Below are 12,913 nucleotides of genomic sequence, written 5' to 3' on the forward strand. Positions count from 1 at the left end.
AAAGGAAAAACTATGTCTACCAAAATTGAAGTCAATGCCATGGGCGATGCCTGCCCGCTGCCCGTCGTCAAGACGCTCAAAGCCCTGAAGCAGCTCGATGGCGAGGGCACAGTCGTGACCTCGGTCGACAACGAGACCGCCGTCAAGAACATCTCCAAGATGGCGCAGGAGAAGGGCTGCACGGCCTCAGTCGAGAAGGTTTCTGACGCTGAGTGGCACGTGACCGTCGCGACCGCCGGTGCCGTGGCCGTTGCGGACCCCGAGCAGGACGGCGCTGCTTTCTGCGACGCCAGCGCCGGCAAGGGCAAACTTGTCATTTCCGTCTATACCGATTGCATGGGCCGTGGCGACGACGAGCTGGGCCACAAGCTCATGAAGGCGTTTGTCTTTGCCGTGACGCAGCAGGAGGAGCTGCCCGCGACTATGCTTTTCTACAACGGCGGTGCCAAGCTCACCGTCGAGGGCTCGCCGGTGCTCGATGACCTGAAGGGCTTGGCGGAGCAGGGTGTCGAGATTCTCACCTGCGGTACCTGCCTCGACCACTATGGCATTAAAGACCAGCTTGCGGTGGGCGAGGTCACCAACATGTACGTGATCGTGGAGAAGATGGAGCAGGCCGCGCGCGTCGTGCGCCCGTAGCGTATTGGTTGGAGTTGCCATGAGGGAGAAGCGCCCGGCGCTTGTCATCACGTTTCCCACCACGGCGGCCGCCATGGGTTGCGAGTCCCTGTGCATAGAGCGCGGCCTTCCCGGGCGAACGATTCCCGTGCCCGGGGAGGTCGCTGCCGGCTGCGGTTTGGCGTGGAAGGCGTTGCCTGCCGATGAGGAACTGCTGCGCGGCGAACTCGCCGAGGCGGGCGTTCCTACCGAGGGCTATACCGTGATTGATATGTGGGAGGTCGTGCGATGATCTACCTGGATAACGCGGCGACGACCATGCACAAGCCGCAGACGGTCATCGATGCCGTGACGCAGGCGATGTGCTCGCTCGGCAATGCCGGGCGCGGCGCCACGTCGGGTGCGCTCGATGCGGCGCGTACCATCCACGGCTGCCGCGCCAAGCTTGCGCGCCTTTTGGGTTGCCCGAGGGCGGACCATGTGTGCTTTACGCCCAACTCCACGGCGGCGCTCAACACCGCCATCAATGGCGTGGTACGTCCCGGTGATCACGTGGTCACGACGGTGCTCGAGCACAACTCGGTGTTACGCCCGCTCAACCGCTTGGCGACGGAACAGGGTGTGACGGTTGAGCATGCGGGTTGCGATGCGAGCGGCGCGCTCGACTACGACGAGCTCGAGCGGTTGGTCACGCCGGGCACGCGTGCTGTGGTGGTGACGCACGCCTCCAATGTGACCGGCAACGCGGTCGACATTGCGCGCGTGGTGGCCATCGCGCATGCGGCCGGCGCGCTGGTGATCGTCGACGCCTCTCAGTCTGCCGGCACGGCGAAGATTGACATGGATGCCATGGGGCTCGATGTTGTGTGCTTTACCGGCCACAAGGGGCTCATGGGTCCGCAGGGGACCGGCGGCCTGGCCGTGGCAGAGGGCATTGACGTGGCTCCGTGGGCCATGGGCGGCACGGGCGTGCACAGCTTCGACCCACTGCAGCCGCTTGAGTGGCCCACGCGCCTTGAGGCGGGCACGCTCAACGGCCACGGCATCGCGGGACTTTCTGCCGGCCTTGACTATATCGAGGCCCAGGGTGGGGTCGAGGCGATTGCTGCCCACGAGCGTGCGCTCGCTGATCGCTTCCTTGCCGGTGTGCGCAAGATTCCGGGTATTAAGCTCTACGGTGCCTTTGACCAGCCGACGCGCTCGGCGATCGTCTCACTCAACGTAGGCGATATCGATTCGGCTGAGATCTCGGACGCGCTCATGCAAGGGTGGGGGATTGCGACGCGCCCCGGTGCCCATTGCGCTCCGCTCATGCACCGCGCGCTCGGGACCGAGCGCCAGGGCGTCGTCCGCTTCTCGTTTGGGTATTTCAACACGGACGAGGAAGTCGACACCGCGATTGACGCTTTGCGCGATTTAGCCTGCTAGAGCGTATATACTTGCGGGACGGGCCTTTTGCCCGTCCCGTTTTTGTTTCGACCCGAAAGGTGTTCCTATGGCCTCATCCGCACCGCGTGACCTGCGCTCCGACCATGTCGTTACCGTCGGCATCGCGCTGTTCTCGATGCTCTTTGGTGCCGGCAACCTCATTATTCCGCCGTTGCTGGCGCTCCAGGCCGGCACGGCCACACCGCTTGCCATGGTTGGCTTTTTGATTGCCGCCATCGGCCTGCCCGTCATGGGCTTTATCGCCGTGGCGCTTGCCGGCACGGCGCGTGAGCTTGCCGGCCGCGTGCACCCCAAGTTTGGCGAGTTCTTTGTTGCGGCAGTGTATCTGGCCATCGGCCCGTGCCTTGCCATTCCGCGTACGAGCTCCACGGCGTTTGAGATGCTGGTACCGTTGCTACCCGAGGGCATCTCGCTTGGCACCGCGCGCTTGGTCTTCGCCGTCGCCTTCTTCGTGGTCGCATTTGCACTTACGCTGCGCCCCGGCGTCATCACGCGCGTGCTCGGCCGCATTACGGGCCCCGCGCTCATTGCGCTCATCGTGCTGGTCGTGGGTGCTGCCGTGATCTCGCCGCTGGGACCGGCTGCCGCGCCGCAGGCTCCCTACAATGCCGGTGCTACCGTGCAGGGCTTTTTGACCGGCTATCAGACCATGGACCTGCTTGCGTCACTCGCCTTCGGCATCATCATCGCCGAGACCATCCACGAGTTGGGTGTTACCGATGACAAGCGCGTGGCCTTTGAGATTTCGCGTTCCGGTGTGATCGCCGGCGTGCTCATGGCCATCATCTACTGCGGCTTGGGCCTTGCCGGTATGCAGCTCGGCACCGTGATGCCCGATGCCACCAACGGCGCCGCCATCCTCGCCCGTTCGGCCTCCATGCATTTTGGGCTTGCTGGCACGGTCGTGGTCTTCGCCATCTTCTTCCTCGCCTGCATGAACGTGTGCATCGGCCTCATTAGCTGCTGCGCGCGCTATTTCTGTGAGACGTACGTGGTTGAAGGGGGAGCGGAGGCTTCCGAGGAAGCCATGCGCCGCCCCTTCGCGATCCTTGCCTTTGTGTTCGCGGCGTTTTCGTGCGTGCTCTCCAACGTGGGCCTCGATGTGATCCTTATGTTCTCGGTGCCCATGCTCAACGCCTTGTATCCCGTCGCCATCGTGCTGGTTCTCATGGGTTTGGTACACGGTTTTTGCGACGCGCATCCGCAGGTGTGGGTTTGGGTCGGCGGCGTCGTCGCGGTGCAGAGCGTGATCACCTCGGTCCGCGACGCGTTCTTTGCGGGTGCGTGGCTGCCGTTCGATGTGCTGCCGCTGGCGGACATTGGAGCCGCGTGGGCGCCGGTTGCTGTGGTTGCCTTTGTGATCGGTCTGCTCCATAGTCGTTTTGTCGCACATTCGAGGAGCTAAGGCATCAATGCTTGCACAGGCGGGGAGTCTCCCCTATAATTTCCTTCGCTTTGGGACACGCAAGGTTTAGACCTTAGCTGCTCAACACCTTCGGGACGTGGCGCAGTTTGGTAGCGCGCCTGCTTTGGGAGCAGGATGTCGCAGGTTCAAATCCTGTCGTCCCGACCATATCTTGCGGGCGTAGTTCAATGGTAGAACCCCAGCCTTCCAAGCTGATGACGCGGGTTCGATTCCCGTCGCCCGCTCCATAGGATATCTTTAACGGCTTTGGCTCCTTTTGGTGCCAGAGCCGTTTTCATATACATGCCGGGACCCCACATCCCCTTCTAAGTTGCGGTGAAATAGTTCCTGGATTAGCCGCAAAAGCTGTTATCCAGGAACTATTTGACCGCAACTTATTGAGGCCGAGCGGGCTGGGTCGATGATGGGTTCTGTTGCCGAGAAGATGAGGACAGCCGGTCAGGAGTCTGCGTAGGGTTTTGTGGTTGGTATACCGTAGCCGCGCATCATGGAGCCGAACGCTTTGACATCGTAGGTGTCTGAGAGCTTGAAATGAATGACGTTGTGCCCCATGGCACGCAGGTTCGTGTCGCGCATGAGGGCAGCTCGATAGGTTTTTGCCGCAGTATGTTCCGGATCATTTTGGGCATCGTCCTCAAACTTGCCTAGTCCATGCAGCTCAGCCAGCATCCAAGAGCCGTTTGGCATCTGCCAACCGTAATCTGCCAAATAATAGCCGGCGTTTCCCGGTCGAGTGATTTCAACCTGAAGTTCGGGAGCGGCAACTCCCGCCAGAATCATTGCCGCCCGTGCTTCGGATTCTCCACCGTTATCCGATCTGCCATCCATGTGTTCAAAAACGTCAAATGCGCGCGCGATGCCGTGCAGTCCGCGGCAGTTCGTTTGTGCATATGCACGCAATTCTTCACGCTCGACACCGTACTCACGAGCCAATCCGTCGACATAGCCTAGTGCATATCGAAAAGCGTTAGTTCGGGCGATGTCGACCACCGTGCGATATGGATTCGTTAACGTAAAAGGACCGAGCTGCCATACGTCGCCCGGCCGCCAGCGTCGGTATTCAACGAATTCGTACATATCGCGTCTGGTGGAACGCGGCAACAGCACTTGCACCTTGTCGAGAAGCGAATATGCAGAACCGATGCCATAGAGCAGTGCCGCCGTTGCTCCACAAAACACGGCATTCGGTTCAACGACCGCAATAGCGGATGCCAATTGAAAGATGCGATCTTCGACGCCGAGGTCATTCCAATACGCGGGATCAGCGTAGACATGGTTGTAGAGTCGAATAATCATCTCTTTTTGCATGAGCGCGTAGGCACAGCGTTCATCCCATTTTTTGGTAGCTACAAACAGGTGCCCGCCATGATGGGCCTCGAATAACCGGAAGAATAGCTCTGCTTGCGGTTTGGAACAGCGTTTATCATGACTCATTTTCGACCCCATGGTCTCGAGGGGGAGTGAATGACACTACGCTATCCCATATTTGGTCCGCCAGACCTTGCCATGAACTGACCAAAAGCTTGACGGGGCAGGTCAGAGTCATGAGTCAGAGCCAAACATATCGGCAAACGGTTGATTAGTGCCCCTCGGCGGCACTAAAAACCACCCTTACAGAAAGTTGCGGTGAAATAGTTCCTGGAAAGCTCGAATAAGCCTAAATCCAGGAACTATTTCACCGCAACTTAGGTGGGGATGGGGTTAGCTGCGGGGGCGGTGGCGGAGCTTGTCGATGGTGGAGTCGGTGTCGTGGCTGCGGGCTTCGGCGGCGCGGCCGCGGACGTCGGCGGCGCGGTCGCGGGCGTCGGCAGCGGTTTGGCGCTTGCGGCGGTAATCGATCATGCCTTGGATGATGGGCTTGCCAAAGCTCACGACATCATCGTTGTAGATGGCAGTTCGGGCTGCGAGGAGGCAGTCGGTAAAGTCCATATGGGTCTTGCCAAAGAGTTTGACGGCAAGGGCGACAACGGTGGGCTCGTCGACCATGACGTCATCGAGCAACCTCTTCATGGCCGCAGCAATCTCAACGCGGGGAACCTTATAGACGTCGCGCAGCGTGACCACGACGCGCGTGATAATCTCGGGGTAGACGCGAGCGGTGCGCGTGGCGATGACCTTGGCGGCGCGCGGTGACAGAACTTCGTCGTCGTCAAGCAGGTAGCGTAGGATGACGGTCTCGTCGATAATGGTGCTACTCATGGATATCTACTTCCTCGGGACCCAAAATCGAATCGTCGCATTCTGTAGCAAGGTACTCAATCCAGGCATTGCGCTCCTCGGAGCGGCGATTGGGGTCCCCATATGCTTTGAGCGATTCATAGGCGGCGGTGCCGTCCTTTGAGCGCACGGCGACCGGCTGAAAGGGAAGCTTGCGCATCAAAATGCTCTGCGCGACAAAAAGGCGAACGGCCTCGGCAAGCGATGTGCCCATGGCGTCGTAGAGGCGCTCGGCATGCTGTTTGTCCTCTTCGCGAATGCGCACCTGCAGGATGGCTCGTTTTTGCGTCGATGACATCACTGGCCCCCTTAATGAGCGTGCAATATGAATGGTCAAATACAACATTGGCTAATAATAGCCAATCTTATAACCACTGCTTTATTGCACTCAAGTTAATGAGCGCGAAATATATATCAAACGTATTACATCCTTTATAAACGAGCGTGAAATCTCCCCTGGATTTACGCATGTAATACACTCGCCTTTATAGCTATCCGAGAATAGTTCCAACCTGCCAAAACCCCTGCAATACACCCGTATTGCAGGGCCTATGCTCAAGTTTGCCCCCTGCAACTGCGTATATTTAACCTGTATATCGTTGGAGGAATTCTATCGAAGTGCCTGTTTCGCCGCATGTGCTCGATACGCCGATGCCGGACCACGGGCGGTCCGGGGCAACGTCGGCAGGGTCTCTCCGGCATGGGATTCAGGAGGGAGTGAACAACATGGGCAATAAACGAGTCGTAGCCGATTCCTCACGCTGCATTGGGTGCCAAACCTGTATGGCGGCGTGCATCGAGGCGCACGACATCCCCGGCAACATTGCCGCGCCGCGCCTGCGCGTAACGCGCACCTACGAGATCTCCGCGCCGGTGGCATGTCACCACTGCGAGGACGCTCCGTGCGCGAAGGCCTGTCCTACGGGCGCCTTGTTCTTTGATCAAAAGAACCATCGTATCGGCGTCAACGAGGACAACTGCATCGGCTGCAAGAGCTGCGTCATGGCATGCCCCTTTGGCGCCGTGAGCGTGGCGACCACGCAGGCCCCCGTCTTGATGGGTGACCTTCGCGTGGGTTCGCAGACTAAGAGCTTCGTGCTCAAGTGCGACCTGTGCGTGGACCGTCCCGGCGGTCCGGCGTGTGCCGAGGCGTGCCCGACCAAGGGCCTCACCCTGGTAGACGAGGAGCGTCTGGCAGAACTGACTGCCGAGCGTGCCCGCGCCACCATCGAAAACGAGGCGTAAGCGTCGGGCGACAGGCCCAATGATTGTCAAATAAGTACCGAGCATTCGGTAGCAGAGAAAGGAAGGAGGGTGTCATGGAGAAGCATAAAGTGATCTGCCCGTATTGCGGCGCCGGTTGCCAGTTTAACCTCCTGGTCCAAAACGGCCAGGTCGTGGGCACCGAACCGCTCAACGGCATCACCAACCAGAGCGAGCTGTGCCTTAAGGGCATGAGCGGCTACGACTTCATCAACGACACCAAGATCTTGACTCCTCGCGTACTGCACCCGATGATCCGCCGCACCAAGGGCGCGGATCTTGAGCGCGTAAGCTGGGACGAGGCACTGGATTTCACCGCATCTAAGATGCAGGCCATAATTGACGAATATGGTCCTAACGCTGTCATGACCACCGGCTCTTCGCGAGGCGGCGGCAATGAGGCGAACTACGTCATGCAGAAGTTTACGCGTGCGTGCATCGGCACCCACAGCGTGGACAACTGCGCCCGTACTTGACACGGCCCTACTGTCCTCGGTCTGATGGACACGGTTGGTTCAGGTTGCATGTCATGCTCCATCCCCGGTATGGAGGATGCGGGCTGCATTTTCCTCTTCGGCTATAACCCTGCCGATTCGCACCCCATCGTCGCAAGGCGTATCGTGCGAGCCAAAGAAAAGGGTTGCAAGATCATCGTCGCCGACCCGCGCCATATCGAAACCGCGCGTATCGCCGATCTCTACCTTCCGATCAAGAACGGTTGCAATGTCGCGTTCCTCAACGCCTTTGCCAACTGCTTGGTCAACGATGGCCTCTACGATAAGGAATTCGTCGCCGAACACACGAACGGCTTTGACGAGTGGTGGGAGACCATCAAGAACTACACTCCCGAATCCGTACAGGACATCACGGGTGTCGAGCCCGCGTTGATCCACCAAGCTGCCGAGATGTACGCCACGGCGAAGCCCTCTGCCATCATTGGCTGGGGCATGGGCGTATGCCAGCAGAAGCAGAACCTGAAGACGGTGCACACCATCGCCTCCATCGCCTGCGTTGCCGGCCAGATCGGCAAACCCAACTCCGGCCTCGCGCCCGTGCGTGGCCAGAATAACGTCCAGGGCTCCTGCGATATGGGCATGCTGCCCAACCTGTACCCTGGCTACCAGAAAGTCACCGACCCGGCAGTGCGTGCCAAGTTTGCCAAGGCTTGGGGCGTGCCCGAGGAAAAGCTCCCGCTCGAGGAGGGCTACAAGCTCACCGACCTGGGCCACCTGGTCGACGAGGGTAAGGTGCACTGCTTCTACAACTACGGCGAGGACCCGGTGCAGACCGAGCCCGATTCGGCCGGCATGCGCAAGACGCTCTCCGAGCTGGATCTGTTCATTTGCCAGGACATCTTTATGACGCAGACGACTATGCTCGCCGACGTCATCCTGCCTGCCACCTCTTGGGGCGAGCACGAGGGTGTCTTTACCGCATCCGACCGTAGCTTCCAGCACTTTGACGCGGCCGTTCCGCCCAAGGGCGAGTGCCGTCACGACTGGGAGATCTTCGCGGACCTGTCTACGCGCATGGGCTATCCCATGCACTACGACAACACCGAGCAGATCTGGAACGAGTGCATTAGCCTGTGCCCCAACTTTGTGGGCGCGACTTACGAGAAGATGGCTCCCGAGGGCGGTTACGCCCAGTGGCCGGTCAAGAACACCGATGTGAACGACCACGGTACGCCCGACATGTTCGCTGGTGGCAAGTTCACCACCAAGGACGGCCGCGCCAACCTGATGGCGCACGACTGGGAGGCGCCCTCCGAGCTTCCCGACGATGAGTACCCGCTCATCCTGTGCACCGTCCGCGAGGTCGGCCACTACAGCTGCCGCTCGATGACCGGCAACTGCAAGACGCTGGCGCTGCTTGCCGACGAGCCCGGCTTTGTCCGCATGAATCCCGCGGACGCCCAGGCACGCGGCATCAAGAATGGCGACATCGTCTCGGTCCACAGCCGCCGTGGCCAGGTATATAGCCGCGCCGACATAAGCGATCGCATCAACAAGGGCACGGTCTACATGACCTACCAGTGGTGGATCGGCAAGTGCAACGAGCTGACCATGCACAAGGTCGACCCGGTCTCGCATACGCCCGAGGACAAGTTCTCCGCCTGCCAGGTCGACGCTATCGCCGACCAGGTCTGGGCTGAGGGCGAGGTGGAGCGTCAGTACACCGAGCTCAAGCAGGCTCTGGTGGACGCCGCCGCTCCCCAAGACGTTGAGCCCGGCGCCGCCAAGTTCGACGACGAGACGCACGTGAATCAAATCGTGTAGTCCCGTTCTCGTTGGCTTTTTGGGCCGGGCGTCCCGTACGTTCGGGACGCCCGGCCCGTTATTTTGAAAGGAAGTGGGGATGAACCGCTTCATCGACATCAACCCGGAGAGGTGCATCGGCTGCGGAACATGCCAGTCCGCCTGTGCCGACGCCCACCGGATGCAGGGTCTTCAGGATACGCCGCGCCTGGCGCTCGTGAAGACCGGCGGTATTTCGGCCGCCCTTGCCTGCCACCATTGCGAGGGTGCCCCCTGCGCCGAGGTTTGCCCGGTGAATGCCATCGAGCACGATGGCGATCGCATCCACGTCAAGGAGCAGGAGTGCATCGGGTGCAGGCTGTGCGCCATCGCGTGCCCCTTCGGAGCCATCCATCCCGATGGCACGTCTATCGCCGGTGTCGCAGGCATGTGCGATCCGACGCCTTCGTATCCTAAGTCCCTGAGCAGCCTGCTTACGTGGGCTCCTGGCCAGTACACCTGCGCTGTCAAGTGCGACCTGTGCGCCTTCGATCCGGACGGCCCGCATTGTGTGGCGGCGTGCCCCACCAAGGCGCTGACCGTCATGGGCGGCGCGGCCGATCGCGAGCTCGACGAGGCCAAGCGCCTGCGCTCAATCGAGAACGGCCCTGCCGTCGACGTGGCGGCTGTGGCCCAGGGTCTGTCCGAGAAAGCAGAAGGGAGCGTAAACAATGGATAGCATGACGCTGTTTATCGCATCGCTTGCCGTCTCGTGCATCGGTGCGCTCGCCTCGGTTCTGCTGATTAAGGCCGACAACGCCGCCAAGACCGCCGGCTGCCTGATCGGCGCCGTCGCGGCCGTGCTGTCGTTCATCGCGGGCCTCGAGGCCGTGCTTGGCGACGTTTCGTCCCTCAACACGGTCTTCTTCTTCCCGTTCGCCCGTCTCGAGCTCTTGCTCAACGGCCTTGCGGGCCTGATCGTGGTCCTCATCTCGATTCTCGCCTTTGCGGGCTTCATCTACGGTCTGTCCTACTTCGACGAGTACCCGGGCAAGGTCGGGCGCGCCGGCTTCTTTATGAACACCTTCGTCGCCTCGATGATGCTCGTCATCACCGCCGACAACGTGTTCTGGTTCCTGGTCGCCTTTGAGCTCATGTCCCTTACGAGCTACTTCCTTGTCGTTATCGAGGAGAACAAGAACTCCATTAGGGGCGGTTGGCTCTACTTCGTCATCGCGCACGTGGGCTTCGTTCTCATCATGGCGAGCTTCCTGCTCATGACCAACGGCGTGGGCGGTTCCTTCAGCTTCAGTGATTTCCGTACGCATGACTTTGGACCCGCCGTCTCCTCCGCGTGCTTCGTCCTCGCGTTCTTCGGATTTGGCGCGAAGGCCGGTATCATCCCGCTGCACTCCTGGCTGCCCCAGGCGCACCCCGAGGCGCCGTCCAACGTGTCCGCCCTCATGTCCGGCGGCATGATCAAGATCGGCATCCTGGGAATCCTCAAGGTCGGTCTCGACCTGCTCGCGGGTTCGGGCGTCCAGCTCTGGTGGGGCCTCATGGTCCTGGTCTTCGGATCCATCTCGTCGGTCCTGGGTGTCGTCTACGCCCTCCACGAGCACGACATCAAGCGCCTGCTTGCCTATCACTCCGTCGAGAACATCGGCATCATCTTGCTCGGTGTCGGCGCGTCCATGACGGCGCACGCCCTGGGCAACGACGTCATCGCGACGATCGCGCTCATGGCCGCCCTCTACCACACGCTCAACCACGCCATGTTCAAGGGCGAGCTGTTCCTCGGCGCGGGCTCCCTGCTCTATGCCACGGGTACGCGCAACATGGAGAAGATGGGCGGTCTGTTCCGCCGCATGCCGGTCACGGCCGTCTGCTTCCTCATCGGTGCCCTTGCCATCTCGGCCATCCCGCCGCTCAACGGCTTCGTTTCCGAGTGGTTCACCTACCAGTCCCTGTTCAACATCTCGACGCTCTCCGACCCGGTCGTCATGGTGTTCGCCGTCGCCTCCGCGGCCGCGCTCGCCATCACCGGTGCCCTGGCCGTTACGTGCTTCGTGAAGGCCTACGGCGTCTCGTTCGCGAGCAGCCCGCGTTCCCAGGAGGCTGCGAACGCCAAGGAGTCCCCGGCTCCGATGTTGTTCTCGCAGATGCTCCTCGCGGCCATCTGCGTGGTGCTGGGAATCGGCTCTCCCGTCATCGCCCCGGTTCTGGGCGACGTCGCCCAGAGCGTGCTTGCCGGCTCCGCCGTCACGGCCACCTCGGGCGTGTCTCTGGTGAACGAGATTTCCGGTGCCGCCACCTCCACCCCCGCGATCGCCATCGCGCTCGTGGTCCTCACCGGCCTCGCGTTCGTGTTGAGGTTCTGCCTCGGCACCAAGGCCCCCGCTAAGAAGACCGACCCTTGGGCGTGCGGCTACGAGCCCAACGAGCACATGCCCGTCGTCGCCACGAGCTTCGCGTCCGACGTCGAGCTCTTCATGGGCCCGCTCTACACCCTGCGCGAGGTATGCACCAAGATCTGCTGGTCCATCGCGCACGTGTTCCAGAAGCTCACCGGTGTCGCCCAGGGCGTCGAGCCCCTGCCCGACCGTTTCCTGGTCGATGCACCGAGCGAGGGTGCCGACAAGCTGGCCGGCCTTGCCTCCAAGATCGAGGGCGGCAACTACTCCGTATACATCTGCTACATCGTCGCGGCGCTCGTGGTTTTCCTCGTGCTCGCCGTGGTCATGGTCTAGAGAGGGGAGAGGATATTATGAACATCGTTCTTGCGATAGCGCAGGGCCTCGTGGTCATGCTGGTCGCGCCCTTCTTCTCCGGCCTCGCCCGTGTGATTCGCGCGAAGATGCACAATCGCCGCGGTCCGTCCATCCTTCAGGATTACCGGGACCTCGCGAAGCTCATGGCGCGTCCCGAGTCCGTGAGTTCCGACTCGAGCTTCGTGCTGCGCATCATGCCGCCGCTGTTCCTCGCGGTGTCGTTCATGCTCGCCATGGGTCTGCCCATGTTCACGCTCGAGAGCCCCATGCCCGTCTTTGGTGACGCCATCACCATCATGTACGCGCTCGCGCTGTCCCGCTTCTTCTTCGCACTGTCCGGCGTGGATTCCTCCAACGCCTACGCGGGCTTCGGCGGTATCCGCGAGCTGCTCATGAGCGTGCTCATCGAGCCGTCCATGCTCATCGCGCTGTTCACCGTCGCCATCGTGTGCGGCTCCACGGACATTGCGACCATGGGCCAGCACATCGTTACGGGCAACGTCTCGAGCGTCGTCGCCGTTATCCTCGCTGGCGTCGCCTTCGCGGCCGCCTGTTACATGGAGCTCGGCAAGCTTCCGTTCGATCAGGCCGAAGCCGAGCAGGAGCTCCAGGAGGGCCCGCTCGCCGAGCTCTCCGGCCCGTCCCTGGCCATGATGAAGCTCGCCATGGGCATGAAGCAGGTCGTGGTCGTCGCTTGGTTCACCTCCATCTTCATCCCCTGGGGAGAGCCCGCGACCATCGGCGTCACCGCTCTCGTGGGCGCCGTCGTCTTCCTCGTCAAGTGCCTGGTCGATTTCGTCGTCTGCGGCGTGCTCGAGAACTCCGTTTCCCGTTCGCGCTTCAAGGTGCTCGGTAACCAGACCTGGGCCGTCGTCGGCATCGCGGTCCTCGCGTTCGTCTTCGTCGTCGTAGGCGTGTAGGGAGAAGGGAGA

At 61.2% G+C, this 12,913-nt stretch carries 12 protein-coding genes and 2 tRNA genes; 11 read left to right on the forward strand and 3 right to left on the reverse strand.

Going from position 1 to position 12,913, the window contains the following annotated elements; genetic code table 11:
- The first annotated feature begins 12 nt into the window (after positions 1-12).
- From yedF to AAAX34_RS04020, 6 genes are all read left to right on the forward strand, one after another.
- A complete protein-coding gene (yedF, locus tag AAAX34_RS03995) occupies positions 13-639 on the forward strand; it encodes a sulfurtransferase-like selenium metabolism protein YedF (RefSeq protein WP_349110052.1) in 627 nt (208 codons plus the stop codon).
- A gap of 19 nt (positions 640-658) precedes the next feature.
- Complete coding sequence (locus tag AAAX34_RS04000) at positions 659-910, forward strand: DUF3343 domain-containing protein (RefSeq protein WP_161159820.1); 252 nt, start codon at positions 659-661, stop codon at positions 908-910.
- Positions 907-2,046 (forward strand): aminotransferase class V-fold PLP-dependent enzyme, encoded by a 1,140-nt coding sequence (locus tag AAAX34_RS04005; RefSeq protein WP_349110054.1) that lies wholly within the window; start codon positions 907-909, stop codon positions 2,044-2,046. Before AAAX34_RS04000 ends, AAAX34_RS04005 begins: the two co-directional genes overlap by 4 nt.
- 67 nt (positions 2,047-2,113) lie before the next feature.
- Positions 2,114-3,472 (forward strand): branched-chain amino acid transport system II carrier protein, encoded by a 1,359-nt coding sequence (gene brnQ, locus AAAX34_RS04010; protein ID WP_349110056.1) that lies wholly within the window; start codon positions 2,114-2,116, stop codon positions 3,470-3,472.
- 91 nt (positions 3,473-3,563) lie between these two features.
- Positions 3,564-3,640 (forward strand) — tRNA-Pro (locus AAAX34_RS04015).
- 6 nt (positions 3,641-3,646) lie between these two features.
- Positions 3,647-3,720: transfer RNA gene (locus tag AAAX34_RS04020), tRNA-Gly, on the forward strand.
- A gap of 211 nt (positions 3,721-3,931) precedes the next feature.
- Here AAAX34_RS04020 and AAAX34_RS04025 read toward each other — a convergent pair.
- The 3 genes from AAAX34_RS04025 to AAAX34_RS04035 form a co-directional block, all read right to left on the reverse strand.
- Positions 3,932-4,927: a hypothetical protein gene (locus AAAX34_RS04025; RefSeq protein ID WP_349110057.1), complete on the reverse strand. Its 996-nt coding sequence runs from the start codon at positions 4,925-4,927 to the stop codon at positions 3,932-3,934.
- Positions 4,928-5,194: 267 nt separating this feature from the next.
- The gene (locus AAAX34_RS04030) at positions 5,195-5,692 is read right to left on the reverse strand and encodes a hypothetical protein (protein WP_349110058.1); all 498 of its coding nucleotides are present in this window, start codon (positions 5,690-5,692) and stop codon (positions 5,195-5,197) included.
- Positions 5,685-6,008, reverse strand: coding sequence for a type II toxin-antitoxin system RelB/DinJ family antitoxin (locus AAAX34_RS04035; protein ID WP_349110060.1), 324 nt, complete (start codon positions 6,006-6,008; stop codon positions 5,685-5,687). The genes AAAX34_RS04030 and AAAX34_RS04035 overlap by 8 nt, the downstream gene beginning before the upstream one ends.
- Before the next feature lie 428 nt (positions 6,009-6,436).
- On the opposite strand from AAAX34_RS04035, the gene AAAX34_RS04040 reads away from it, so the two are divergent.
- From AAAX34_RS04040 to AAAX34_RS04060, 5 genes are all read left to right on the forward strand, one after another.
- Complete coding sequence (locus AAAX34_RS04040; protein WP_349110061.1) at positions 6,437-6,955, forward strand: 4Fe-4S dicluster domain-containing protein; 519 nt, start codon at positions 6,437-6,439, stop codon at positions 6,953-6,955.
- A 74-nt stretch (positions 6,956-7,029) separates the two neighbouring features.
- Positions 7,030-9,252 (forward strand): formate dehydrogenase subunit alpha, encoded by a 2,223-nt coding sequence (gene fdhF / locus AAAX34_RS04045; RefSeq protein WP_349110062.1) that lies wholly within the window; start codon positions 7,030-7,032, stop codon positions 9,250-9,252.
- 79 nt (positions 9,253-9,331) lie between these two features.
- Positions 9,332-9,949: a 4Fe-4S dicluster domain-containing protein gene (locus tag AAAX34_RS04050; protein WP_161115541.1), complete on the forward strand. Its 618-nt coding sequence runs from the start codon at positions 9,332-9,334 to the stop codon at positions 9,947-9,949.
- The gene (hyfB, locus tag AAAX34_RS04055) at positions 9,942-11,960 is read left to right on the forward strand and encodes a hydrogenase 4 subunit B (protein WP_349110064.1); all 2,019 of its coding nucleotides are present in this window, start codon (positions 9,942-9,944) and stop codon (positions 11,958-11,960) included. The genes AAAX34_RS04050 and hyfB overlap by 8 nt, the downstream gene beginning before the upstream one ends.
- 17 nt (positions 11,961-11,977) lie before the next feature.
- A complete protein-coding gene (locus AAAX34_RS04060) occupies positions 11,978-12,901 on the forward strand; it encodes an NADH-quinone oxidoreductase subunit H (protein WP_055309580.1) in 924 nt (307 codons plus the stop codon).
- Positions 12,902-12,913 lie beyond the last annotated feature (12 nt).

It is taken from the genome of Collinsella sp. CLA-ER-H4 (assembly GCF_040092395.1).
In the GTDB taxonomy this organism is placed as follows: Bacteria; Actinomycetota; Coriobacteriia; order Coriobacteriales; family Coriobacteriaceae; genus Collinsella.